General features: G+C 46.0%; 25 protein-coding genes. 20 read left to right on the forward strand and 5 right to left on the reverse strand.

The annotated features are described in order from the left end of the window. Positions 1 to 32 precede the first annotated feature (32 nt). The 13 genes from sctW to D8S93_RS19435 all read left to right on the forward strand — a co-directional run bounded on the left by sctW (position 33) and on the right by D8S93_RS19435 (position 11,174). Positions 33 to 926, forward strand: coding sequence for a type III secretion system gatekeeper subunit SctW (sctW, locus tag D8S93_RS19375; RefSeq protein WP_048626445.1), 894 nt, complete (start codon positions 33 to 35; stop codon positions 924 to 926). Beyond that, on the forward strand, positions 907 to 1,191 hold the full coding sequence (locus D8S93_RS19380; RefSeq protein ID WP_012841775.1) for a TyeA family type III secretion system gatekeeper subunit: 285 nt from the start codon (positions 907 to 909) through the stop codon (positions 1,189 to 1,191). Before sctW ends, D8S93_RS19380 begins: the two co-directional genes overlap by 20 nt. Further along, positions 1,178 to 1,552: a type III secretion chaperone SycN gene (sycN, locus tag D8S93_RS19385; RefSeq protein ID WP_046874927.1), complete on the forward strand. Its 375-nt coding sequence runs from the start codon at positions 1,178 to 1,180 to the stop codon at positions 1,550 to 1,552. Before D8S93_RS19380 ends, sycN begins: the two co-directional genes overlap by 14 nt. Beyond that, positions 1,549 to 1,926, forward strand: a complete 378-nt coding sequence (gene vscX, locus D8S93_RS19390) for a type III secretion system protein VscX (RefSeq protein WP_152814921.1) — start codon at positions 1,549 to 1,551, stop codon at positions 1,924 to 1,926. The genes sycN and vscX overlap by 4 nt, the downstream gene beginning before the upstream one ends. Positions 1,927 to 1,931: 5 nt before the next feature. Next, positions 1,932 to 2,273, forward strand: coding sequence for a type III secretion system chaperone VscY (gene vscY / locus D8S93_RS19395; RefSeq protein WP_005395110.1), 342 nt, complete (start codon positions 1,932 to 1,934; stop codon positions 2,271 to 2,273). Next, positions 2,257 to 4,383 carry a SctV family type III secretion system export apparatus subunit VcrD gene (vcrD, locus tag D8S93_RS19400; RefSeq protein ID WP_101911963.1) on the forward strand — a complete coding sequence of 709 codons (2,127 nt, stop codon included), beginning with the start codon at positions 2,257 to 2,259 and terminating at the stop codon, positions 4,381 to 4,383. The genes vscY and vcrD overlap by 17 nt, the downstream gene beginning before the upstream one ends. Beyond that, a complete protein-coding gene (locus tag D8S93_RS19405) occupies positions 4,383 to 4,796 on the forward strand; it encodes an LcrR family type III secretion system chaperone (protein WP_152814924.1) in 414 nt (137 codons plus the stop codon). The genes vcrD and D8S93_RS19405 overlap by 1 nt, the downstream gene beginning before the upstream one ends. 60 nt (positions 4,797 to 4,856) lie before the next feature. Then, complete coding sequence (locus D8S93_RS19410; protein ID WP_005395092.1) at positions 4,857 to 5,141, forward strand: LcrG family type III secretion system chaperone; 285 nt, start codon at positions 4,857 to 4,859, stop codon at positions 5,139 to 5,141. 19 nt (positions 5,142 to 5,160) lie between these two features. Then, positions 5,161 to 7,278, forward strand: a complete 2,118-nt coding sequence (locus D8S93_RS19415; RefSeq protein WP_319803048.1) for a virulence-associated V antigen — start codon at positions 5,161 to 5,163, stop codon at positions 7,276 to 7,278. A gap of 11 nt (positions 7,279 to 7,289) precedes the next feature. Beyond that, complete coding sequence (vcrH, locus tag D8S93_RS19420; RefSeq protein WP_005395089.1) at positions 7,290 to 7,775, forward strand: SycD/LcrH family type III secretion system chaperone VcrH; 486 nt, start codon at positions 7,290 to 7,292, stop codon at positions 7,773 to 7,775. Positions 7,776 to 7,782: 7 nt separating this feature from the next. Then, positions 7,783 to 8,982, forward strand: a complete 1,200-nt coding sequence (gene vopB, locus D8S93_RS19425; protein ID WP_152814930.1) for a type III secretion system translocon subunit VopB — start codon at positions 7,783 to 7,785, stop codon at positions 8,980 to 8,982. A gap of 10 nt (positions 8,983 to 8,992) precedes the next feature. Continuing rightward, positions 8,993 to 9,997, forward strand: coding sequence for a type III secretion system translocon subunit VopD (gene vopD / locus D8S93_RS19430; protein ID WP_139060556.1), 1,005 nt, complete (start codon positions 8,993 to 8,995; stop codon positions 9,995 to 9,997). A gap of 205 nt (positions 9,998 to 10,202) precedes the next feature. Continuing rightward, on the forward strand, positions 10,203 to 11,174 hold the full coding sequence (locus D8S93_RS19435) for a TAXI family TRAP transporter solute-binding subunit (protein WP_006741544.1): 972 nt from the start codon (positions 10,203 to 10,205) through the stop codon (positions 11,172 to 11,174). Between the two features lie 305 nt (positions 11,175 to 11,479). Here D8S93_RS19435 and D8S93_RS19440 read toward each other — a convergent pair whose 3' ends face one another. The 5 genes from D8S93_RS19440 to D8S93_RS19460 all read right to left on the reverse strand — a co-directional run bounded on the left by D8S93_RS19440 (position 11,480) and on the right by D8S93_RS19460 (position 16,375). Next, the gene (locus tag D8S93_RS19440; RefSeq protein WP_193621649.1) at positions 11,480 to 12,250 is read right to left on the reverse strand and encodes a sulfite exporter TauE/SafE family protein; all 771 of its coding nucleotides are present in this window, start codon (positions 12,248 to 12,250) and stop codon (positions 11,480 to 11,482) included. An 81-nt stretch (positions 12,251 to 12,331) separates the two neighbouring features. Next, positions 12,332 to 12,847, reverse strand: a complete 516-nt coding sequence (locus D8S93_RS19445) for an adenylate kinase (RefSeq protein WP_152814936.1) — start codon at positions 12,845 to 12,847, stop codon at positions 12,332 to 12,334. 276 nt (positions 12,848 to 13,123) lie between these two features. After that, entirely contained in the window at positions 13,124 to 14,650 is a 1,527-nt protein-coding gene (locus D8S93_RS19450; protein ID WP_048626439.1) for a tripartite tricarboxylate transporter permease, read from the reverse strand. Between the two features lie 19 nt (positions 14,651 to 14,669). Beyond that, entirely contained in the window at positions 14,670 to 15,164 is a 495-nt protein-coding gene (locus tag D8S93_RS19455; protein ID WP_012841781.1) for a tripartite tricarboxylate transporter TctB family protein, read from the reverse strand. 239 nt (positions 15,165 to 15,403) lie between these two features. Then, a complete protein-coding gene (locus tag D8S93_RS19460; RefSeq protein ID WP_152814940.1) occupies positions 15,404 to 16,375 on the reverse strand; it encodes a tripartite tricarboxylate transporter substrate binding protein in 972 nt (323 codons plus the stop codon). A gap of 259 nt (positions 16,376 to 16,634) precedes the next feature. Between D8S93_RS19460 and D8S93_RS19465 the strand changes: the two genes are divergently transcribed. The 7 genes from D8S93_RS19465 to D8S93_RS19495 all read left to right on the forward strand — a co-directional run bounded on the left by D8S93_RS19465 (position 16,635) and on the right by D8S93_RS19495 (position 26,082). Beyond that, positions 16,635 to 17,033, forward strand: coding sequence for a GFA family protein (locus tag D8S93_RS19465; protein ID WP_152814943.1), 399 nt, complete (start codon positions 16,635 to 16,637; stop codon positions 17,031 to 17,033). A gap of 265 nt (positions 17,034 to 17,298) precedes the next feature. Next, a complete protein-coding gene (locus tag D8S93_RS19470; RefSeq protein ID WP_005395069.1) occupies positions 17,299 to 18,012 on the forward strand; it encodes a GntR family transcriptional regulator in 714 nt (237 codons plus the stop codon). A gap of 12 nt (positions 18,013 to 18,024) precedes the next feature. Then, positions 18,025 to 18,921, forward strand: coding sequence for a methylisocitrate lyase (gene prpB / locus D8S93_RS19475; RefSeq protein WP_005395068.1), 897 nt, complete (start codon positions 18,025 to 18,027; stop codon positions 18,919 to 18,921). Positions 18,922 to 19,051: 130 nt separating this feature from the next. Continuing rightward, on the forward strand, positions 19,052 to 20,194 hold the full coding sequence (gene prpC, locus D8S93_RS19480; RefSeq protein WP_012841784.1) for a 2-methylcitrate synthase: 1,143 nt from the start codon (positions 19,052 to 19,054) through the stop codon (positions 20,192 to 20,194). 155 nt (positions 20,195 to 20,349) lie between these two features. Beyond that, the gene (gene acnD, locus D8S93_RS19485; RefSeq protein WP_152814946.1) at positions 20,350 to 22,941 is read left to right on the forward strand and encodes a Fe/S-dependent 2-methylisocitrate dehydratase AcnD; all 2,592 of its coding nucleotides are present in this window, start codon (positions 20,350 to 20,352) and stop codon (positions 22,939 to 22,941) included. Between the two features lie 9 nt (positions 22,942 to 22,950). After that, positions 22,951 to 24,147, forward strand: coding sequence for a 2-methylaconitate cis-trans isomerase PrpF (gene prpF / locus D8S93_RS19490; protein ID WP_152814949.1), 1,197 nt, complete (start codon positions 22,951 to 22,953; stop codon positions 24,145 to 24,147). A 57-nt stretch (positions 24,148 to 24,204) separates the two neighbouring features. Next, a complete protein-coding gene (locus tag D8S93_RS19495; protein ID WP_065646440.1) occupies positions 24,205 to 26,082 on the forward strand; it encodes a propionyl-CoA synthetase in 1,878 nt (625 codons plus the stop codon). Positions 26,083 to 26,237 lie beyond the last annotated feature (155 nt).

Genomic DNA, 26,237 nt, shown 5'->3' on the forward strand with positions numbered 1-26,237 from the left:
TCGCCTGTATTGTACGGAAGGAGTGCAAGTGAATGAGTATTATCAACAATCATATCGCAACAAACCCAAAGTTTGATGCGTCTATCCAAAACGGGTTGGAATCGTCTCGTACCGACGCTTCACGAAAAGGCAATTACCGCGGTGAAACGGTCCGTGTTCACAATGCCACACAATCACTTTTTGATGCGATGGAAGAGCTCACTTCACTCGGTTCCGAAAAAGCAGAAAAAGATTTGACCAAGCGTAAAGTGAAAGATAGTGGCGTTCGAGTGAATGAAGCGCACGAACTCGTTTCTGACTATCTGCGAAAAGTCCCTGATCTTGAAAAGAACCAAAAGATCAAAGATCTGGCTGCAAAAATGGCGGGAGGAAATATCTCGACCATCGCTCAATTGCAAGCTTATTTGAATGGATTTTCAGAGGAGAAAAGCCATCAATACCTTGCGTTAAAAGCCGTTAAAAAGTTTTTGAGTGCGAGCCCAGAAAGTAAACATCTACTAGCGCTGATTGACCAAGCGATTCTGAGAATCGAGCAAAACCCAGATTCTTGGGCTCAAATTGATACGGAAATTCGCGTCTCAAATTTTGCTGATGAGTACAGCCAAGAGCAAGAGTTTAGCTCATTACACCAGCTGCGCGGTTTCTATCGCGATACCGTTCATAGCTATCAAGGGCTCGGCGCCGCTTATCAAGACGTAGTGGCGCGCTTTGGTGAGCAGGAGGTATCGACCGCTGTTGACTTTATGCTGCAAGGCATGAGTGCAGATCTTAGTGTTCAAGGCAGCAGTATCGACTCGGTTAAGTTGCAGTGGTTGATGTCCGATATGCAAAAACTCAAAACTCTGAATACGTTGCAAGATCGCGTGAGTCAGTTGTTCCAAATGTTTAAACCGGAAAGGACGAGTTATGGCTTATCAAGTTTCTAATTTGATGGCTGATGTGATTGCGTTGGTAGAGCAGCGATGGGTAAGCAGTGATGAGATTTGGAAAGTCGCTAACGCAATGGAATTGACGGCGGTACAACAAAAAATCGATTTTTTTCGAGAGTTCCACAAGTTAGTCCGCGCAATCCCAATTGACGTATTCGCCGATGAAGAACAACGACAGAATTTAATACAAGCGGTACAAAAGGCGCTAGACGAAGCCATTGATATAGAAGAAGAGGAAGCGTGGGAAGATGAGTTGGATTGATGCATCCGTCAATGAATTTTGCCGAGGAATGGGGCTCGATGCCGTCGATTTCTCATCAGCTGGACGGGTGCAGCTGGATTTTGAGCAAAGCGGTACACTACATATTGAGCGACACGGAGAACAGCTATTCTTGATGTTGTCTCAAGCGTTATCTTGGCATCAAACCAGTGACATCATTCAAAGCGCCCTCAGTTTGTGTCATGCCGATCAAGGCTGGCCTTTCGAAATTAAAACTGGTTTGTTAGATGAGCAAACTTTGGTTTTTTCCGCGAGGTTAAACGGAGAAGAGGTCACACTTCCGACTTTAGAACAAGCGTTTACGCTTTTGGTTCGTCTACATAACGATGTGGCAAGCTCATGACTCGAGTAAGCACTTTAAACGTAGGCATAGAAGCCTTCACGCATGTTACGCATAGTGAGGTTAAGGCCGATTTCCCTGAGCGGTTTCAATTACTTCCTGATGGGCAGGCGGTCGCTACGCATTTAGAGAAGCTCTATGAACTCAGGCCTTCAGACCAATACCTAATCGCGTTAACCAAGCCAAAATTGTTGCACTCAGAGTTGCTGCGTCCAGAAAAATACCGTCAACAATTTGATGAAACTTTAGCTCAGCTGCAAGTTCTCGCACAGGATTCAGGCTCCGCTTCTTTTATCAAAGCATCCGAAACGTTACAAAGCACGCAACTGGATCAGCGCTACCTCACCATGGCGCTCAATCTTCTTATCCAGGTCTAACCAACATGTTGAGATCCAAAGACATTGAACTGTTGCTTGTTCACGCGGCACTACAAGTTCAATACCAAAAGCCAGAGCATGCTATCTCTATTCTCGACGCGGTTTTAGAGATAGACCCGCAACACAAAGAGGCGATGCAAACGCTCGCAGTGGCGTGTTTACAAAGTGGTCGATATGCCCGTGCTGTTGAGGTATGTGAGCACTTATTAAAATCCGACCTTAAACCTGATTCAGCAGGACTCTGGTTTTGCTTAAGCCAAGCTCGTTGGAAACAAAATGACGTCGATGGGGCACGCCAAGCGCACCGACGCTATCTGCAATCTTTAAATAGTGAATCACATGAATAAGTTGATCGATATTTTAAACAAGGTAGGGCAACGTAAAGACATTATGCTTGCTGTGATGTTGCTCGCGATCGTCTTTATGATGATATTGCCACTGCCTACCGCGCTGGTGGATGTGCTGATTGGCACCAACATGAGTATTGCGGTGGTGCTGCTTATGTTAGCGATTTATATCACTACGCCGCTTGAGTTCTCTGCGTTTCCCGCGGTGCTACTGATCACGACATTGTTTCGTTTGTCTTTATCCATCACGACAACCCGTTTGATCTTGCTGCAAGGCGATGCTGGTCAAATCGTTTATACCTTCGGTAACTTCGTTGTGGGCGGTAACTTAGTGGTCGGTATCGTTGTGTTCCTGATCATTACCATTGTTCAGTTTATGGTGATCACCAAAGGCTCGGAGAGGGTTGCAGAAGTTAGTGCGCGATTCTCACTTGATGCGATGCCTGGTAAGCAGATGAGTATTGACGGTGACATGCGCGCTGGGGTGATTGACGTACACGAAGCACGGCACCGACGATCACTGATTGAAAAAGAAAGCCAAATGTATGGCTCGATGGATGGCGCGATGAAGTTCGTTAAAGGCGACTCCATTGCTGGTTTGGTCATCATTGTGGTCAACATCTTAGGTGGCGTCACGATCGGGGTAACGCAAAAAGGCATGAGTGCTTCTGAAGCGCTTGAGCTGTTTGCGATTTTGACCGTTGGCGATGGTTTGGTGTCGCAAATTCCGGCTCTGTTTATCGCGATTACGGCCGGTATTATCGTGACGCGTGTTTCTCATGAAGACTCTTCTGATCTTGGTTCGGACATTGGTGGGCAGGTCATTGCTCAGCCACGTGCGCTTCTTATTGGCGGTGTGCTTTTGGTGCTGTTCGCACTGATTCCTGGTTTTCCAAAAATTACTTTTCTGGTCTTGGCCACAGTGGTTGGTGGTGGTGGTTTCTTCCTTTTCTATCAACAGAAAAAACAGGCTGAATCAGATAGTACCGACTTATCAAGCTTTGTTTCGCAAGGGGCGGGTTCACCAGCAGCGAAGCCAAGCAAACCAACCCCATCTAGAAACAGTAAAGGAAAATTAGGTGAGCAAGAAGAGTTCGCTATGACGGTCCCACTCTTGATCGATCTTGACGCGAGCCTTCAGGAAAGCTTGGAAGCGGTCGCATTGAATGAAGAGCTAGCAAGGGTGAGGCGCGCACTATATCTCGATCTCGGCGTGCCTTTCCCGGGTATCCACCTGCGTTTTAACGAGGGGATGCAAAATGGCGAATATTTAATTCAGTTACAAGAAGTTCCGGTTGCACGAGGACGAATTGTAAAAGACCAACTCTTGGTGACAGAAGGGAATGAGCAGATCGACTTATTAGGCGTGCCTTATGAGCAAGATGAAGATTTTCTACCCGGTATTTCTAGCATTTGGGTGGCACAAAGTTACGAGCAAAAACTCACGACTAGCCATGTCGGCTTTCTCACACCCGACAGAATTTTAACGTACCACTTGTCTCATGTTCTCAAGGAGTACGCACAAGACTTTATTGGTATTCAGGAGACGCGTTATCTATTGGAACAGATGGAAGGCAGTTATTCGGAGCTTGTTAAAGAGGCTCAACGCATTGTCCCGTTACAAAAAATGACGGAAATCTTGCAACGTTTGGTTTCTGAAGACATTTCCATCCGAAACCTTCGCGTGATCTTGGAAGCCATGGTTGAGTGGGGCCAAAAAGAGAAAGATGTTGTACAGCTGACGGAGTACATTCGTTCCAGCTTGAAACGTTACATTTGCTACAAATACGCGAGCGGACAAAACATGTTGCCCGCTTACTTATTGGATCAAAGTCTCGAAGACACAATACGCAGCGGTATTCGTCAAACCTCAGCAGGGAGTTACTTGGCGTTAGACCCGTCAGTAACGCAACAATTTGTCAGTGATGTGAAACAGACCATTGGTGACTTAAGCCGCATGCCGAATAAGCCTGTGTTAGTTGTGTCTATGGATGTACGCCGATATGTGCGAAAGCTTATTGAATCGGAATACTACGATCTGCCCGTTTTGTCATTTCAAGAATTAACTCAGCAAATCAATATTCAGCCACTTGGAAGGGTGGGGATGTAATGAAAACAAAACTAATGCTCTCGCTTGCGCAAGCGGGGATCGAAGTGACGCCATACTTTTGGCAAAAAAGTGAAATTCAACTTGGTTATCGAATTGAAGTAGAGGGTTTAGAGCTCGTTTTTCGTGTGGAGTACGGAGAAATCATCATCGTTCTTTTGAAACGTGTGCATCCAAACCTAGGGTTGAGTAACCCTTTTGCAGGCTTATTTCTCTTAGCTGAGCATGCTGTTCAACTTTATCCCTCCGATTGGGTCATTCGCGGCAACGTCGATGTGTTACGTGGTAGCAACATGAGCAGCCAGCGATTAGCCCAGTTTTATTTAAGAGCATGCGGTGCTAGCCATGATGAGCTAGACGACTGGTACAGTTTACGCCTGGCAGATTATAGACCTTTGAAAAAGTTGAAAAAGTAAAAACTCACGACTGTTACTGACAGCACCGATGAGATGACCCGCTTTAAGATAGGAATCAAGATGAAGCAACCGTTTACCGATGCGATTGAGAACGCTGAGCTCGCCATTAGAAAAGCTGAAGACAGAACCGATATTTTTAACGAGCTATTGGAAGGCTTAGGTGTTGGTCCTGTTGCGGGTGATGTTTTACTTGGCGGCATAAAAGCGCCAGTAGATACCATGAAACGTGCAGAGCAAGAGCTAATAGACGAAGTCCAGCGCCGCCGGCAACAACAAAATCAGCTACAAGGTACGTCAGGTAAACGGAGAAAGCGTCCCACAGTGATGCGCGGCATGATGATTTAGAGGTTTGGAAATGACGAATATGAAAACGACTGGCTCTACGACAGGAGCAACAGACACAGCTGCGAGTAGTGCACCATTACCCACTTTCCAACAAAACTTGATAGAGGCATTTACCCCTGTACTGGGTGAAGCAGAGACTCAGCAACTTGCCTCTCTAATCTCTTCATTGCCAACTATCTCGGGACAAACGGAATCACAAAGCATCGCGCTTTATGTTGATACACTTGAAAACCTAAAAGCGAAAAATAACGCGTTTGCTGGTATATCATTGACCGACACCGCATCTGTTTGGATAAAGTCGCTACAAAGTGCTAACTCAGATGGCGAATTGACCGCAGCCGAGTTAAATGTTCAAACAAACCAAGCGTTATCAAGTCAGTTTCAGGCTTGGCTTAGCAAGTCACTGACAGAAAACGTAGATAGCTCGTTATCTACTGAGTTTGTTAGTCAATTTAATCTGGGGACTCAGAGTAACCAAGCGGAGCAGATCGCCAACCTCTCCGAGACAGGTCTGGCTAATGCCACCAAAGAAATTTCTCTTTTTGTTGCAGAACTTGCTAATCAAATGAGCTCCCGTGAAGTGAGAGATGCTTCTATTTCTTTTCTTCGCAATGCCTTTAGTAGCTTAGGTTCCGTTAATCTCGCGCAACTGAAGAGCTCGGATTTCCTGTTGACTAAAGAGAGTTTCGCTCTTCAAGTCTCAGCTCAATTAAAAAGTAGTTTTCAAGGCATCGGTATTACTTTAAGCGCCGATGACGCAAGTGCGCTAGTTAACAGAATTACCTGGACTCCTGGTATTTCTAAACAGCAGCTTAAAGAAGCGTTAGATGAAATGGCCGCTCAAGTGAAAGGCCAATATAGCGCAGCTTATGGGGATGCGGCTGGAACAAACAACCTAAAAGCAGCACTTAACACCGTCATTGGCGGAACCGAGCCTTTGACCCTTTCTAGTCTGTTCGCCAACTTCGCGGTGAGTTTAACAAATATAGAAATCGACGACTTTTATCAGGACAGCGCGATAGCCGATGTCCAAAAGACACAAATAACGCCAGCTCAAGTTACTTTGATCAAAGAAAACACCGAACGAGACATCCGATTACAGTTTGAAAAAATAGTAAAAGGTGAATCTACCGGGGCTTCATTTACTGAGCGATACGAGGCATTGCGCAAGAACTTAGGGGCATTGAAAGAGCGTCTACTCAATATCACCGACAAAGAGAAAGCGGATCGCGAGGTGAGAGCAGAGCACTCTCTAACGGCTCGTGATTTGTTGGCTGTCGTTGAATCTAGTATTGGTGATCGCTTTGATGAGCGCGTGCTGCTTGCACTAAATGAGCGTCGTGTAAATCGCTTGGAAAAACGTAACGAGCAAAAGGAAGAATTAGAAGAGCTTACAACTCGTCTAAAAATATTTGGTGAAGTTCAATCAACGATTCATAGTGCGCAAAGTAGTAATGCAAGCTATAACCCCGCTAAGAGCTTTTTCACTGCGGAATCTTTTGGTTACTCGGATGGAGAAGAGTTTATATCTTCTCCTGAAAATAAGTACTTACAAAAAATTCTAACGGAAAGAAATTTGTCAGAAAGCACTGAGATTTGGGTCCCTACTAATTATATTAATAGTCGCTTTGAAGCCGACGAAAAATATAAAGATTTTATTGGTAGCGATCCAGACAGTCTTGTAGTTCGCCTCCTTCTGAATGACGACCAATACATCGTAAAGACTGGCCGTTTTGGTTTCATAACTGAGATATTAGTGAAAATGCCTAAGATCGAAGACACAAGTGGTGAATATTCAAGAGTTAGATTAGATAGCACTAACATTGAGACGTATATAAAGCCTGAATTTATCTCTAAAGTGAAAAAAGGGTTCTTACCTATTTCACATTTGGACTTTTTACAGTCCGAAAGTGTTACTGCAAAAAATAATAACTATGAAGATGAAGATGATGTTAAGTATTTATCTAATTTTTCCAGTTCGGTCAGCGACAAATCCAAGTTGCTTAACGATGAAGTGCAAATCAAAACCACTGAGCTGAACGACACCAGTTCCCAATACAACTCGACCGTTGAAGCAATGAACAAATTTGTTCAGAAGTACCACAGTATTTTACAAGAAATCCTACGAGCCATTTAAGGATAACAACCATGACTAAACAAAACGCGACCGATCCATCCCAAATGCAAGCAGAAGAGCTGCTGTCTTTTCTGGAAGAGGGAGGCACGCTAAAAATGTTGCACGATGTGTCTCAGGACACCATCGAACATATTTATGCCGTAGGTTACAACTTTTTCCAATCGGGAAAGATTGAGCAAGCAGCGAAAGTATTTCAATTACTCAGCATGCTTGATCATTATCAGGCGCGATTTTTCATTGGCCTTGGCGCGGCTCGTCAGGAGTTGGGTGAGTATCTGCAGGCAATAGATGCCTACAGCTACGCAGCGCTAGTGGACGTAAATGATCCACGTCCACCTTTTCACTCTGCTGAATGTCACCTGAAACTGGAACAACTGACAGAAGCAGAGAGTGGGTTTTACAGCGCGAAGGAGATGTCTGCCGGAAAATCACAATATGCAGATTTGCATGAGCGTGCAGGCATCATGTTAGAAGCGGTGAGAAATAAAAAGGAGTAATTAGACTATGAGTTCTATTGCACTTGACCGCATCCAGACACAGGTTTATAGCCCTGAATCTGGCCAAGCCACGTTAGATAACGTGCAGAAAACGGCGTCTACAGCGACGCCGTCTGTGACGGTAGAAAACGTGAAGAGTAAAGATGCAGATGTACTGAACACCGGAAAAGTAAAAGTTCAGTTAGATGCACCTAACGCAGCTGTTAGCGACAAAGTGAATGATTTGACGCTAAAAGCCATGGCACAGCTGCAAAAGATCGTCGATACCATCGCAAAATCTCTCCATGCAGTTGCAGATCAAACAGGTTCGATTGCAGTCAAAATCATCGCAGGTTCTGCTGATGATTTTGAAGTAGAGCTTGCTGCTATCACGGATAAACTGAAAAGTGCTCAAAACGAGCTGAAAATTCAGGAAGTGAAGGTCGCAAAAGCTAAGCACGAAAAAGAGATGGTGGAAAACCAAGACAAAATCAAAGAATCGGAAGCCGCTGCAAAAGAAGCCCAAAAATCAGGCTTAGCAGCGAAGATCTTTGGTTGGATCAGTGCGGTGGTTTCTATTGTTGTTGGTGCCGTAATGGTGGCAACGGGTGTTGGTGCAGCAGCTGGTGCTCTTATGATCGCTGGTGGCGTCATGGGAGCAGTGAGCATGGCGCTGCAAGAGCCAGCCGTTCAAGATGCGCTAAAAGAAGCGGGCGTAAATGTCGATGTGCTAAACAAAGTCGTAATGGCATTAGAAATCGCAGTCGCGGTTATCGGAGCTGTTGTGACGTTTGGTGGTGCAGCAGCTGGCGGTATCGCGAAACTTGCAGCAAAAGGTGCTGGCAAGATAGCTCAAAAGGTTACAGAAATCGCTACGAAAGCCGCTGCAAACATGGCGAAAGTGGCGGACATGGGCACAAAAGCTGCGACAACGACCGCAAAAGCGATTCGTTACGGAGCAGAAACTGTCGATATTGCCGTCAACGTAGGTAAAGGCGCTACGGACAGTGTTCATGCCGCTAACAATGCTCACGTAACTGAGATTCAGGCAGATATCACGGACCTTCGCGCCAAAATGACCTTAAGCCAGGCCGTCATCGACAAGCTTAAAGAAGAAATTGGCAAGTTGATGGAAGATTTCCAAGAGCTGATGAGCGTCATCATGCAAATGATCCAAGCGAAAAGTGAAACCATGCAAACGGTGTTAAGCCGTCCTGCAACGGTATAAGGAGTTTATTATGCTAGATAAAGTAGGCGGAACGGGACGCGGCGAACTGTATGGTTTAGGCGATACCATTAAAACCAACAAAGCAGAAAAAGCGCCGGAAACAAAGCTTGAAGCAGGCGCCGTTAAAAGCCAAAGTGAGTCAGGTGTTTCTGGTGCAGCACGCTACCAGTTAGAGACGCCTAAAGCTCCTACAGTGAGTAACCAAGCTCAAGTTGTTGCAAACCTAATGAGCGCTCTTGCACCGACGGTGAGTTCGCTAATGAGCACAACAATGAAAGCGCTTAACGGTGAAGAGGTGATCAAGTCACCATCAGATGCGGTATCACAATCGTTGACGCTACTAACATTGTTGTATCAAGTGTCAAAATTGAGCCGTGAGCAGCAAGTGCTACAGCGTGAAATTGCTGTAGAAGCAAACGTTGCGAGTTTAGAAAGCCAAGCGGCAGAACTAAACAACTCAGCAAGCGCGATGATTGCTATGGCAGTCGTTTCGGGTGTATTAGCGGGTGCAACAGCCATTATTGGTGCGCTTGGTTCTTTCAAAGCGGGGAAAGAAATCAAGAATGAAATGGCAAGCAATAATGTACTGAAGACGCAAAAAGCAGGCTTTGAACAAGCAGAAGAGTTGATGAATAACAATGGATTATCTAAAACTCAGCAAGATCAGGTTAAGCGTGCGCACTCACTAGCGAAAGACAATATCGCAGACACGACAGCGCAGCTGACAAGTGGTGGCCGTAAGTTCGATAAGTTGATGAGCTCAAACCAAGCGAAGAACGCTATTCTTCAAGCTTTGGGCCAGATGGCAAACTCAGCTTCGAATGTAGAGCAAACCAAAGCGCAAGCGCGCAGCAAAGATGATGAAGTGCAAGCGACTCGCGCACAAGCAGCCAAACAGAAAGCCGATGAAAACATTGGTTTCCAAGAAGGCTTATTGAAAGAGCTACGTGACTTGTTCCGCTCTATCTCAGATAGTCAGAACCAAGCGTGGCGAGCGTCAGTCCCAACGGTGTAACCGTCCATCTCACTAACTACAAAGCGTTGTTTATACAACGCTTTTTTTGTGCAATTCAAGTATAGATATTATTTATCAGTAGGTTACGTTGATGAAAAAGTACATATCTATAATTCAACCTTCAAAGATGAGAACTCAAACGTTATCAAATTGTTAACGGTTGCTATACTTAAACGGTCATCAACACAGGTAAAAAGGATGTTCAATGTTTAAGTTTAAGCAAATCGCACTTGCTGCTTCTTTAGCGGCACTCACAACAGGCTTTTCTGCGTCTGCGGAAGAAACGTTTGTCACGATTGGTACTGGTGGCGTAACAGGGGTTTATTATCCGACTGGTGGAGCAATTTGTCGCTTGGTTAACAAATCGCGAGAAGATCACGGTATCCGTTGTTCGGTAGAAAGTACCGGGGGATCGATTTATAACATCAACACTATTCGTGCTGGTGAATTGGATCTCGGTATCGCTCAATCAGACTGGCAGTATCATGCCTACAAAGGAACCAGTAAGTTTAAGGAAAGCGGGCCTTTTAAAGAACTACGCGCCGTATTCTCCGTTCATCCAGAACCGTTCACTGTCGTTGCACGTAAAGACGCGAACATCAAAACTTTTGATGATTTGAAAGGTAAGCGCGTCAACATTGGTAACCCTGGCTCTGGTCAACGAGGTACCATGGAAGTGTTAATGAGCCAGTATGGCTGGAGTAACGATGACTTTAAGCTTGTGTCTGAGTTAAAAGCAGCAGAGCAATCAAAAGCACTTTGTGATAACAAAATTGATGCGATGATTTATACCGTTGGTCACCCAAGTGGAGCGATTAAAGAAGCCACTACGTCGTGTGATAGTAATATCGTAACGGTAGCTGGACCTAATGTAGAAAAATTGGTTGCAGACAATAGCTTCTATCGTGTCGCAAATGTACCGGGTGGTATGTATCGTGGCACAGATAGTGATGTTCAAACCTTTGGTGTGGGTGCGACGTTTGTTTCCTCTACTGCGGTACCAGAAGATGTGGTTTATAACGTGGTCAAAGCGGTATTTGAAAACTTCGATGATTTCCGCCGTCTCCACCCAGCGTTTGCGAACTTGAAGAAAGAGGAAATGGTAAAAGACGGTTTATCTGCGCCTCTTCACCCAGGTGCGCTTAAATACTACAAAGAAGTAGGGCTGATTAAGTAACCGTTACTTTCGCTTATTATTGATGTAAAACGCCATCTTTCGCGACTAATGCCACTCGTTTAACAGCGAGTGGCATATTTATGTCTCTCGTCATCCTGTACAGCGACGGAGGAGCGTGATACAGGATCTTCTATCCGAGCCCTTTATGGTCAAAATAGTTTCATTAGCCGCTCAGCGTACTGCTATTAGATTCCTAGTCTCGCCAAGGCTCGCTGGAATGACACAAAAACATCGTTAAGCGATCAGCATTAATCTTTCGCGATGGCGTTTTTTGTTGGGGTGTTATCTACTTGTGCAAGCTTTGTTTAAGCATAAACATCAATGAAAAAGTAGATAGTGATCAGAATAGAAGAAAGAGCAACAAACCCTTTAATATGATTGGGATTAAGTTGACGAGATACACGAGCTGCAAGATAACCACCCACCAACGTACCGACCAAAACAACGCTACCTGTGCGCCAGTCAATGGAACCATTCGCAACAAAAATCACGATAGCAATGAGTGAAACACACGTAGATACCAGCAATTTCAAACCGTTCATTAAATTAATATCTTGGTGACCCGCTACTACCAGATAACTCAGAACAATAACCCCTAAACCTGCGTTGAAAAAACCACCGTAAGCAGAGACACCAACAAGTAATAGACCCAAAGCGATTGCTCCGAGTATTCCTGCGTGTTTGTGCTCTTTCGCGACAGTTTTGATAAGCATTGTTAAACGAGAACCAGTCAAGAAAAGCACGGTGGCAAACAATAGTAGCCAAGGAATGGCTTCCAAAAATAGCGATTCTGGTGTGTTGAGCAGCAGATATGCTCCGACAGCGCCACCTACTAAACTGAATGAGACTGTGAACAACAGTTCTTGCTTGTTCTTCATGATCTCTTCTCTGAAGCCAACGGCTCCGCTAATGTACCCTGCACATGAAGCATAAGTATTTGTTGCGTTGGCCATAATTGGAGGCACACCAACCGCCAATAGGGCCGGAAAAGTAATAAAGCTTCCGCCTCCCGCAATGGAGTTAATGATCCCACCAACTACGCCGGCAACGAATAAAAGCGCTAGTTCTAAAAGCATAAACAATCCTTGTTATGTTCTTTTTCATTGTTAGAGCTTTAGATGGCCCATCCCACATGCTCTAGTGTTCTGATATGAAGTTTACTTTACCCGCTCTAAAACAAAATTGTTCAGTTCTGTGACGTTTTTGATGACATGAACGGTTTTACTTTGAGAGTACCCTTCGAGACGAGACATGAAGTCATCATTCCAGAATGCAGGGCATTGCTGAAGAACTTTGTAGCTTTGTAATGTCCCTTTCAATACCGAACTGCCATCAGGCCAACCTTCGGGTCTAATAAATAGTCCTTTAAGGAGACGTTTCGTCACAAACCAATAGCTTACTGAATATGGTAGATCGATATAAACGAGAGTATCGGCTGCATCTAAACGAGCATTAAAGGATCTGATAGGCCCCAGACCATCTATAATCCAACGATCTGAGTGAAGTATATTGTTATGTGCTTCATCAAAAACGTTACGCTCAATGGGCTCACCGTTTGGTTTATAGACTATGGAATCTAATTGATGAAGAGGGAGAGCGGTAGCAGACGCGATTGCTTTACTTACCGTCGATTTTCCGCTGCCGGGCTTACCAAAAACCGCTACTTTTTGCATGTGAACGCCTCCAAGAGAATATTTCCCATACGGCAGAGACAGAAAACCCACCGTTATGGGTGGGTTCGATAAATATTGAGCGCATCAATATCCCACCATTCCTATGGAATGATGATAATTCGTTGGTTAAGTTGCGCTAAGTGTGTATTCATGCAACTACTCTTATATATAGGCGATGACTTGTCAATATTGTTTTGCTTAATAAGTGAACGATTTGATAGGAGAAAGAACAGCCATCACGATGGATGGCTTTATCTAGGTTGAAAGAGACAGCTATTACTGCTCAACGCTCACTGGTTGTGCTTTAAACTTTTGAATCAGCTTTACGATTAGTGGACTTGCCAGTACCAATACGGCTAAAACAGTAAAGGTAAGGGTAATAGGGCGCTCCCATAGGAAACTCAATTCGCCGTCTGAAATCATTAATGCGCGGCGTAAGTTCTCTTCCATTAATCCCCCAAGGATAAAACCCAGCAATAAAGGCGCAAGTGGGAAGTTAGCGAGTCGAAGTGCAATGGCAGCCATAGCGACAATCAGCATCACGAACACATCCATAGTATTAAAGGAGACCAAATAAACTCCGGTGATTGAGAAGAATAAAATCATCGGCAGAAGTACCGTTCTAGGAACCGCCAAAAGCTTTGAGATGTACGGAATCAACGGTAAGTTCAGGATCACGAGCACGATGTTGCCGAAGTACATGGAAATGATCACTGACCAGAACACATCTGGATGCTCAACAAACAGGCGAGGGCCCGGCTGAATACCGTAAGCGATCAGCGCGCCGAGCATTATTGCTGTTGTACCAGAACCTGGAATGCCAAGCGTTAGCAGTGGAACAAATGAACCACTAGACGCTGCGTTGTTCGCTGATTCTGGCGCGACCAAACCACGGATACTGCCTTTACCGAACTCTTCCTTTTTCTCTTTAGGTGCGAGGTTGCGCTCCATACCATAGCTTAAAAAAGCAGCAATGGTTGCTCCTGCGCCAGGAAGAACGCCAGTGAAGAAACCTAATATTGAAGAGCGAATTGAAACAGGCGCGACGTCTTTGATTTCTTCCTTCGTCACTTTCATTGAGCCAATGTTACTCAGCTTTTCCTGTTCTTCATCGCTGGTGTCTTTTGATGGTTTAAGAATGCCCATCAGCGTCTCACCCAGTGCGAATGTCGCCATTGCAAGCAACAAGAAGCTAAAGCCATCCATTAAATCCGTTAAACCGAAGGTAAAGCGTTCAACGCCTACGCCTTTATCGATACCAACTGTAGATAGCATCAAACCAAGAATGGTCATCATCCACGCTTTGATGACCTGACCTTTCCCCGCAAAAGCCGCGACTGCTGATAACCCAAGTAGCATCAACGCAAAATAGTCTGACGATTGGAAGCTAAGTGAAACGCTAGCCAATGCTGGTGCTGCGACAAGCAACATAATGGCAGATAGCGTACCGCCAGTGAAAGAAGAATAAGCTGCCAAAGCTAATGCTTTACCTGCTTGGCCTTTTTGAGCCATCGGGTAGCCGTCGAATGCTGTCACCACGGTTGAAGAACAACCCGGCGCGTTAATTAAAATCGACGATGTAGAACCACCAAATACCGCACCGTAATAAACACCCGCCATCAAAATAAGGCCAGAAGAGGGCTCTAGGCCATAAGTAATTGGGATCATCAAAGCAATGGCTGAGATCGGCCCAAGCCCAGGTAACATGCCGATAAATGTACCGACGAAACAACCAACGATCACCATCATGATGTTCATTGGCATTACTGCAGTGGATAAACCTTGTAGAATTCCATCTAACATAATTCAGTCCTTTCTTTGACTACCAGATGGTGAAAATCAAACCCGGTTCGAGATAGATGTCCAAACCTTGAGTGAGTAATAAATAGAACGCGATCACGAATGGAAACGACGCGCCGAACAGAACGGGTTTACGTCTTTCCCCCAGCAGATAAAAGCCAGCCAATAAAAAGAAGCCAGTAGCTATAACAAAGCCTAGGTAAGTCAGGCCTACGCCGTAAAGCGCCATCAAAACCAAGAAAGCGATCAGTAACTTCCAATTAAAGTTCAGCACCGCGCCACTTTGTTTATCTGGTTGTCCTGTTACCAGCAATAACAAAGAAAGGCCTGCACCAACGTAAGTCAGGATGGTTGGCAAAGTACGTGCGGTGAACGGTTCGTATTCATCACCAGGGAACAATGGAATTTGCGAGGTTTGATAACCGTAGCAAAGACAGAAGAGTAGAAAGATCATTGCGCCGACACGGTCACGACAGAGCAAATATTCTTTGGTGAAAAAGTTGGTTGAACGAGACATATTCAACTCCTAACAAAAATAAAAAAGACCGCATATGGACGTTAATGAATAAACTAAACCATTAACAATTAAGCATTTCGCTGCTAGTCGAGCTGCTTTGGGTATATAAACAAAGGAGTGTGCATGCCGATTGTCGACAATATCCATATACGGTGAAACTTAGAGTGCAAATACCGTTGGGGAAATACCAACCCCACGTTATTGGGTGAGGTTGGTATCTGAGGGACCCAGTTCGACTGTTACTTTAGGAAGCCTAACTCGCGCATTAGGTCACCCATTTGCTGCTCTTGCTCTTCAAGGAACGCGAAGAACGCTTTGTCCGCCTTGTAGTTGTCTATCCAACCATTGCGGTCACGGACGACTTGCCATTCGTCAGTGTTGTACATTTTGGTAAATGCTGCATTCCATTCATCCAGCTTTTCTTGGCTAGTACCTGGTGCAGCAAAGAATCCACGCCAGTTAGCGAAGACAGTTTCGTTACCATATTCTGTTAGCGTAGGGATGTTTGGTGCGGCTTCTAGGCGTTTTGGTGCAGTTACCGCTAGCACTTTGACTTGACCAGATTTTGACATCTCCAGTACTTCACCTAGGCCCGTAGAGAGCAGTTGAGTTTCGCCTGAAAGAAGGGCTGCCATGGCTTTACCGCCCGCATCGTAAGCGATGTAACGAACTTTACGCGCATCAAATCCTTCGCCTTTAAATGCGGCGGCAACGACGAGGTGGTCCATCGAGCCACGAGCAGAGCCACCCGCAATTTTCACTTTGCGAGGGTTAGATTCAAATGCTTTTATTACGTCTTCCCAAGAATTGTATGGCGAATCAACAGAGGCTACGATGGCACCGTAATCCGCGATGGTGGCTGCAACGGGAGTGAGATCTCTAAAGGATTGAGGGAAAATACCTGTTAGAGAGCGAACGACGATCGGTGTTGAATTCACCATCAGCGTATCTTCTTGGCGATCTGCCGTTTCAATCAAGTGCGCAATGGCTTTACCGCCGCCGCCACCAGAAAGGTTTTGGAAAGATACCGTCTCAACGATGTCTGATTTAAGTAGCACATCACCTGTACCTCGTGCGGTCATGTCCCAGCCGCCACCGGCACCTCCAGGGATCAAGAAATGCATTTTTTCTACATCAGCAGCAAAAGCGTTAAATGAAAATGAAGCTGCGATGATCGATGCGGCGAGCGTTGGTTTGATTACCTTTAACATGTTCACGTTCCTTATGTTGGTGACTCTATTTTTAGATGAGTCTTATTTTTGTTTCAGCTTTTAACTCGAACTGGATGCTGATGTGTCAAAGGTTAATCAAGTGTTAAATTGATGTCTTTAAAACGTCGATAAAGAGAATATTGAGCATAATGGGTATTTTGTTCATAAAGTTCACGCTGAAAAATTGGTTGCACATCACGCGTGCGTGCTAACAATTGCGTCATAATGGAATGACATCAAACGAATAAGGAAACAGAGAATGAAAGGGACATGTTTGTGCGGCGCTATTGAAGTGACCGCAGATGCTAAGAATGAAGTGAGTCTATGCCACTGCTCGATGTGTCGAAAATGGTCGAGTGGAGCACTCCATGCTGTGCATTGTGGTCCTAACGTAACGTTTAAGGGGGCCGAGCCAAAGCGTTATCAATCGTCTGACTGGGCGGTGAGAGGTTTTTGTGGCGAATGCGGCACAAACCTTTTCTATCATTTGTTACCGACAGGCGAGTACATTCTCTCCGCTGGTTTGTTCGACAATCCAGATTTCAAACTCTCATTAGAGATCTTTACCGATGAAAAGCCCGCGTATTATGACCTCAATCCCACCTCACAAAAGATGACATCGCAGCAAGTTTTTGAGCAATTTTCATCTAAAGAATAACCTTTTGTATCCTTAATTGTTCGACAGCTTAATTGTTTTTCTTTTATATCATAATATTAAGAGGTGTTTAGTTGTCGACAATTTTCTTTTTCCTTCGCAATTACCCCTCAATTTAGCTCGTAATAGATGATTTTCATCGATTTAAATTACGACCTTAGTCTAAATTGTCGACAATTTACTTGATTGTCGACACTTTGATCGACTACTTTATATTCAGGTTAAGAAATTGTAGACATTTTGATGTCGGTAACGTGAGTATCTGAGTATGAACTCTGAGTTGAAAACTCGTTATAAAGTACTGGGTTCTGAGAAAGAACACACCAAGTCAGAAACACTGACAGAAACACTGATTGAAGTCATTGTGAATGGCGATGTTAAGCCTGGTCATAAAATCTCGGAGCCTGAACTGGCGAAGAAATATCAAGTCAGCCGTGGCCCTTTGCGTGAAGCATTAATGCGTTTAGAGGGGCTAGGGCTCATTGAACGTATTCCTCATGTCGGGGCTAGAGTGACCACTTTTTCTCCAGAAAAGCTGATAGAACTCTATGCGGTTCGCGAAGCGTTAGAAGGTATGGCGGCAAGGTTAGCAGCGCGACATATTACGCAAGAAGAGCTCTTGAGCTTGGAAATGCTATTGTCGACACATTCTAAGCACATTGATCAAGTGGAAGGAGCCTCTTACTTCCATCAGCATGGAGATTTTGATTTTCACTATCGCATCATCCAAGCAAGCCGAAACAGCAAGCTGATTTCTCTGCTGTGCGACGAGCTTTACCACTTGTTACGCATGTACCGCTATCAGTCACCGCGCGCGCAATCTCGTCCAAACGAAGCGCTGACTGAACACAAATTCATTCTGGAAGCCATTCGCAATCGCGATGAAGAGCTTGCAGAAATGCTGATGAGAAGACACATCTCAGGAAGTCGAAAGCTCATCCAATCGCAAATTATACATACAGAAAGTTTAGACAAAGACTAGAAGGAATTCGTCATGAGCTTAACACCGGGAGCGAAGTTCAGACTCGCCATTGAACAAAACAATCCGCTGCAAATTGTCGGCACCATTAACCCTTACTGCGCCATGATGGCGAAAAACTTGGGGCATCAAGCGATTTATTTGTCTGGCGGCGGTATTGCAAACGCGTCATACGGATTGCCGGATCTCGGTATTACAACATTGAACGACGTACTGGTCGATGTTGATCGCATCACTAACGCGTGTGATTTACCGCTATTGGTCGACATCGACACCGGTTTTGGAGGCGCATTTAATATTGCTCGCACGATCAAAGCAATGGAAAAGGCGGGTGCTGCTGCGGTTCATATGGAAGATCAAGTCGCACAGAAACGTTGTGGGCACCGTCCGAACAAAGCAATTGTGAGCCAGCAAGAGATGGTTGATCGCGTAAAAGCCGCGGTTGACGCACGCAATGATGAAAGCTTCGTGATTATGGCTCGTACAGACGCGCTAGCTGTTGAAGGCATGGACAGTGCAATTGAGCGTGCGATTGCGTGTGTGGAAGCTGGCGCAGACATGATCTTCCCAGAAGCGATGACCAAGCTGGATCAGTACCTTCAGTTCTCAAACGCACTTGAGCAAGCAACTGGAAAGCACGTTCCTATTCTGGCCAACATTACCGAGTTCGGCGCAACGCCACTGTACGGCTGCGACGAGCTTGCAAAAGCGAAAGTCGATATGGTGCTTTACCCGTTAAGTGCGTTCCGAGCCATGAACAAAGCCGCTGAAACGGTTTATAAGCATTTGCTAGAAGTGGGCAATCAGGAAGCTTTGGTTGATTCAATGCAAACACGCAAAGAGTTGTATCAGCACCTGAACTACCACGATTACGAAGACAAACTTGACCAGCTATTCTCTGAAGGAAAATAGCGGGAAAAGAAAAGATAGACGGAAGCCCAAGAAAAGATAATCGGAATTTATCTAATTCAATAACGTGAAATTCGTCTGGCTAAAAAACGCTCCAAAGAGGGCAAAGCCAGACAGAAAAGGAGTTCAAACAATGTCTCAAACTGCAGAAAAGAAAGCAGAGTTAGGTGGTGCAGGCCTACGCGGTCAAAGCGCCGGAAGCACAGCTTTATGTACTGTCGGAAAAACGGGGACCGGTCTGACTTATCGCGGTTACGATATTACTGACCTTGCCAATAATGCTCAATTTGAAGAAGTTGCACATCTTCTGTTACGCGGTCACTTACCAACTCAGAAAGAACTGGATGCGTACAAGACACATCTCTTAAACCTTCGCGGCTTACCAACTGAGCTTAAGCAAGCGTTAGAGCTTATTCCTGCCACTGCTCATCCAATGGATGTGATGCGCACTGGTTGTTCTGTGTTAGGAAACCTAGAGCAAGAAATGAGCTTCGATGAGCAATTGCATTCGACGGAACGTATGCTAGCGCTTTTCCCAGCTATCATCTGCTACTGGTATCGTTTTAGTCACGATGGCGTTCGTATCGATACAGAAGATCAAACCGAAGACTGCATCGGCGGTTACTTCTTGCGATTGCTTACAGATAAAGAGCCATCAGCGCTACACAAGCAAGTGATGCACTGTTCCTTAATCCTTTACGCTGAGCATGAATTCAACGCATCAACTTTTGCAGCGCGTGTTTGTGCATCAACGTTGTCAGACATTCATTCTTGTATCACGGCAGCAATCGGTACGCTTCGCGGGCCACTTCATGGCGGCGCAAACGAAGCAGCGATGGAAATGATTGAAGATTGGCAAACGCCAGACGAGGCGGAAGCGAACATCATGAAAATGCTGGCCAACAAAGACAAGATCATGGGCTTTGGCCATGCCATCTATCGCGAAAGTGATCCTCGCAACGCGTTGATTAAGCGCTGGTCGAAAGAGCTGTCACAGCAAGTCGGTGATACGCATCTATATGCTGTTTCTGAGCGTGTGGAATCAGTGATGAAGCGAGAGAAAGGTCTGTTCTGTAATGCGGACTTCTTCCATGCATCGGCTTACCACTTCATGGACATTCCAACCAAGCTGTTCACACCAATTTTTGTGATGAGTCGTTTAACGGGCTGGGCGGCACACGTTTATGAGCAACGTGCCAATAACCGCATCATTCGCCCAAGTGCTGATTACACGGGCCCAGACCATCAAGAATGGGTACCTATCGAGAATCGCTAGCGCGAAGGTCAATTAGGGCACATACGCTTTGATTGACCACCTCCTTCCTTTGTACCTCTCTCTGACAGAGGAAGGAGCTCCTCTCATCACGATGTTTCTGGAGCAATGGAAAACGTTGATGAAGGCAAGATGTACAGACTGAATGGAAGCAAACCATGAACACAAATATTAATACCCAATACCGTAAGCCGCTTCCGGGAACTCAACTGGATTACTTTGATGCACGCGAAGCCGTCAATGCCATTTCTCCTGGAGCCTATGAAAAACTCCCTTACACCTCCCGCGTGCTAGCTGAGCAACTGGTCCGTCGCTGTGATCCGAACACATTGACGGATAGCCTGAAACAGTTAATTGAACGTAAACGTGATCTTGATTTTCCTTGGTATCCAGCGCGCGTTGTTTGTCATGACATTCTTGGTCAGACTGCTCTAGTCGATTTAGCGGGTCTGCGCGATGCCATTTCGGATCAGGGCGGCGACCCTGCAAAAGTGAACCCTGTGGTTGAGACTCAACTGATCGTTGACCACTCTTTAGCGGTTGAGCATGCGGGCTTTGACCCTGACGCCTTCGACAAAAACCGCGCGATTGAAGAGCGCCGTAATGAAGACCGATTCCACTTTATCGAGTGGTGTAAAACAGCGTTTGAGAACGTAAGCGTGATTCCTGCGGGTAACGGCATTATGCACCAAATCAACTTGGAGAAAATGTCTCCTGTGGTGCAAGCGAAACAGGGTATTGCCTACCCAGATACCTGTGTGGGTACGGACAGTCACACGCCTCATGTTGATGCATTGGGCGTTATCGCGATCGGTGTTGGTGGTCTGGAAGCTGAAACCGTAATGCTAGGCCGACCATCAATGATGCGTTTACCTGATATTGTCGGTGTAAAACTAACGGGTAAACGTCAACCGGGTATTACCGCAACGGATATCGTTCTGGCAATTACCGAGTTCTTGCGTAATGAGCGGGTTGTTTCTTCATATCTTGAATTCTTTGGTGAAGGTGCTCGCGACCTAACAATTGGTGACCGTGCAACCATCTCCAATATGACACCAGAATACGGCGCGACAGCTGGCATGTTTTATATTGATGAGCAGACCATCAACTACTTAAAACTGACTGGTCGTGATGAACAGCAAGTTAACTTAGTTGAGAAATACGCAAAACAAACCGGTCTTTGGGCTGACGATCTAGATACTGCCGTTTATGAGCGTGTACTGGAATTCGATTTATCATCAGTAAGTCGTAACATGGCCGGCCCGTCAAACCCTCACCGCCGTTTACCAACATCTGAGTTGGCGCAGCGTGGCATTTCTGGTGCGTGGGAAGAGAAAGAAGGCGAGTTACCAGATGGTGCAGTTATCATCGCTGCGATAACATCTTGTACTAACACCAGTAACCCTAGAAACGTGGTTGCCGCAGGCCTTGTCGCGAAGAAAGCCAACGAGCTCGGCCTTGTACGTAAACCTTGGGTGAAGTCGTCTTTTGCTCCGGGTTCTAAGGTAGCGCGTCTTTACCTGGAAGAAGCGGGCTTATTACCAGAGTTAGAAAAGCTTGGCTTTGGTATCGTCGGTTACGCATGTACCACTTGTAACGGCATGAGTGGCGCGTTGGATCCAAAAATCCAGCAAGAGATCATTGATCGCGATTTATATGCGACAGCCGTTCTGTCTGGTAACCGCAACTTCGATGGCCGAATCCACCCTTACGCAAAACAAGCTTTCCTTGCATCACCACCATTGGTTGTTGCTTATGCGTTAGCAGGTACCATTCGTTTTGATATCGAGCGCGATGCTCTGGGTATTGACCAAAACGGTAAACCAATTTACTTAAATGATTTGTGGCCAAGTGACGAAGAGATCGATGCTGTTGTCGGTAATCATGTTAAACCTGAGCAGTTTAAGCAAGTTTACATTCAGATGTTTAAGCTGGATGACGCAGAGAAAAGCTCTAGTCCGCTTTACGACTGGCGTCCGATGAGTACCTACATTCGCCGTCCACCTTACTGGGAAGGTGCGCTGGCGGGTGAAAGAACACTGTCTGGCATGCGTCCATTAGCGATTCTGGGCGACAACATCACGACTGACCACCTGTCACCATCCAACGCGATTATGGCGAGCAGTGCAGCAGGTGAATACTTAGCGAAAATGGGTGTGCCAGAAGAAGATTTCAACTCTTATGCGACTCACCGTGGCGATCACTTAACGGCGCAACGTGCGACCTTTGCTAACCCGAAACTATTTAACGAAATGGTGAAAGAGAACGGTGAAGTGGTTCAGGGTTCTCTAGCGCGAATCGAACCAGAAGGCCAGGTTGTACGCATGTGGGAAGCGATTGAAACCTACATGAATCGTAAACAACCATTGATTGTTGTCGCCGGCGCGGATTACGGTCAGGGTTCATCTCGTGACTGGGCAGCAAAAGGTGTTCGACTGGCGGGCGTAGAAGCCATCGTTGCCGAGGGCTTTGAGCGTATTCACCGCACTAACTTGGTTGGCATGGGCGTGCTGCCATTGCAATTCAAGCTAGGTGTAAACCGCAATACGCTAGAACTGGACGGGACGGAACTTTACGACGTAGTTGGTGAGATTAAACCGGGCGCTGATTTAGCCTTGGTTATTACGCGTAGCAACGGCGATAAAGTCGATGTTCCGGTTACTTGTCGCCTAGATACCGCTGACGAAGTTCACGTGTACAACGCAGGCGGTGTTTTGCAGCGTTTCGCGCAAGATTTCTTGGCGCAATAAGGAGCGGTTATGGAAAGCAAAACTCCGAATCAAATGAGCCAAATCAAAGTGCCGGCGACGTACATGCGTGGCGGTACAAGTAAAGGGGTCTTTTTCAACCTCGACGATTTGCCACAAGAAGCGCAAGTGGCAGGCGAAGCTCGTGACAAACTCTTGTTGCGTGTTATCGGCAGCCCAGATCCGTACGCAAAGCAAATTGATGGCATGGGTGGTGCGACGTCAAGCACCAGTAAAACAGTAATTGTTTCTCGCAGTAGCCGAGCCGATCACGATGTTGACTACTTGTTTGGACAAGTGTCGATCGACAAACCATTCGTCGATTGGAGTGGTAACTGCGGCAACTTGTCTGCCGCTGTCGGTCCTTTCGCCATTCATGCTGGGCTGATTCCACAAGATCGCATTCCAGAAAATGGCATTGTGACGGTGCGTGTTTGGCAGGTGAACATCAGCAAAACCATCTTGATTCACGTTCCAATTGTTAATGGTTTCGTCCAAGAAACCGGCGAGTTTGAGCTTGATGGCGTGACGTTTCCAGCCGCTGAGATTCAAGTCGATTTCGTTGACCCATCTGATGGCGAGGGCAGCATGTTCCCAACAGGCAACTTAGTCGATGATTTAGTGGTACCGGACTTAGGTACGTTTAACGCCACATTTATAAATGCGGGCATTCCAACCATTTTTATTGATGCTGAATCGATAGGATATCAGGGCACCGAGCTGCAAGATGACATCAACAACGATGATACCGCATTGGCGATGTTCGAATCTATCCGTGCATATGGCGCGTTAAAAATGGGCCTGATTTCTGATTTAGAAGAAGCTCAAACACGCCAGCACACACCGAAAATTGCGTTTGTTTCTAAACCGAAACGTTACCTGTCTTCAAGTGGCAAAGCGGTAAATGAGTCGGAAATTGATGTGTTGGTTCGTGCGTTGTCGATGGGCAAACTTCACCATGCAATGATGGGAACAGCAGCTGTTGCTATCGCTTCAGCGGCGTGTGTACCGGGTTCGTTGGTTAACTTGGCTGCTGGTGGCGGTGAAAAAGAGTTAGTGACTTTTGGCCACCCCTCAGGAACGTTAAAAGTTGGAGCACAAGCGAAGCAAACTGGGCAGGGCTGGGTGGTGCAAAAAGCCATCATGAGCCGAAGTGCGAGAATACTAATGGAGGGATTTGTGCGTGTACCCTCTGATGTCTTTGAGTGAAAAGAACGGTCTTTGAATAGAACGAGAGCAATGTCAGGACATACTGGAGGAAGCAATATGTCTTCATACGAAAAAGAATACTTATGGGCGAAGAATGAACCGGAGAGTTTTTGGCGCGCTCAAGCGGAGAATATCGATTGGTTCGAATCTCCTAAAACTATCTTGAAATCTGATGAAAACGGCATAGAACGTTGGTTTCCAGATGGTGTAATGAATACGTGCTGGTTAGCATTGGATTACCATTGCGAGCAAGGACGCGGTGATAATACGGCACTCATTTATGACTCGCCAGTAACCGGCAATAAAACAACGTATACCTATAGTGACCTGCGTGACCAAGTGGCAAAAATTGCCGGCATGCTGTCTGCTCAAGGCGTTGAAAAAGGCGACCGAGTCGTTATTTACATGCCGATGATTCCAGAAGCCGCAATGGCGATGCTAGCCTGTGCGCGTTTGGGGGCGATTCACTCCGTTGTATTCGGTGGTTTTGCACCTAATGAACTTGCTGTACGAATTGAAGATGCAGAGCCGAAAGTCATCATGACGGCGTCATGTGGTATTGAGATCAACAAAGTTATTCCATATAAGCCAATGGTAGACAAGGCCATTATGGACAGCCGATGGAAGCCTGAAAAAGTATTTATATTCCAGCGTCCTGAGTGCGAAGCCGATCTAAACCAAGAAAGAGATCTGGATTGGCAGCAAGAGTACAACCAAGCGTTGCCACACGGTTGTGTTCCGGTGTTGGCAACCGATCCACTCTACATTCTTTATACTTCGGGTACGACAGGTAAGCCAAAAGGCGTTGTGCGTGACAACGGTGGCCATGCCGTCGCGATGAAGTACTCTATGAGCGCAATCTACAACATTCCTCAAGATGGCGTATTTTGGGCGGCATCTGATGTTGGCTGGGTAGTAGGGCACTCTTACATTGTTTACGCGCCACTGATTCACGGTTGCACAACAATCTTATTCGAAGGCAAGCCCGTCCGAACACCGGATCCTGGTGCATTCTGGCGAGTGTGTGACGAATACAAAGTAGATGCGTTGTTCTCTGCCCCGACAGCGTTCCGTGCGATCAAGAAAGAAGACCCAGAAGGTGAGTTTTTAAAACAGTATGATCTCTCTAAATTGAAAACCATCTTTATGGCAGGAGAACGCCTTGACCCTCCAACACTGGAATGGGTTCAGAGCAAAGCAGACAAACCCGTTATTGACCACTGGTGGCAAACGGAAACGGGTTGGGCTATCGCGGGCAACCCAACAGGTGTTGAAATGATGCCAGTTAAAGCGGGTTCTTCGACGAAGCCAATTCCGGGTTATCAGGTCGAGATTCTGAATGAACTTGGAGAGTCGGTCGGGCCTAACCAACAAGGCTTTGTCGCATTAAAACGTCCGCTGCCACCGAGTTGTCTGCCAACGGTTTGGCGTAACCATGACCGTTTTGAAACCGGTTACCTCAGCCAATTCCCTGGCTACTATGTGTCAGGTGATGGTGGCTATTTGGATGAAGACGGTTACCTGTTCATTATGGGACGTATTGATGACGTGATTAATGTCGCGGGGCATCGTTTATCGACAGGCGAAATGGAAGAAATTGTCGGTGGTCATCCGGCGATTGCGGAATGTGCAGTGGTGGGTATTCACGATGATCTGAAAGGGCAACTCCCACTTGGCTTTGTGGTACTTAAAGATGGTGTCAAAGTGGACGAGCTTGATCTTGAAGGTGAGCTTGTTGGCAAGGTACGTAGTGAGATCGGTGCAGTTGCCTGCTTTAAGCATGCATTGGTTGTAGATCGCTTACCGAAAACACGTTCGGGTAAAATTCTGCGCCGAACCATACGTCAAATAGCCGATGGTGAAAAATACACCGTTCCGTCAACGATTGATGACCCAAGTAGCTTGAACGAAATTGAACGAGTGTTAAGACGCTAATTAAAACTCAATTCTAACTAACCCCTGATCCTCGAACTCTGTAGGTTGGTTCTGCCTCTGTACGTTTATTAAGTGCAGGGGCTTTTTTGCTTGTAGATCGCGTAAACGTCTCGTGCAGGCAATTTTGTGACTTGCCAATACAGCATTTTCCTCAC

The sequence above is a fragment of the Vibrio sp. VGrn 2 genome (assembly GCF_009361695.1).
GTDB lineage: Bacteria > Pseudomonadota > Gammaproteobacteria > Enterobacterales > Vibrionaceae > Vibrio > Vibrio diabolicus.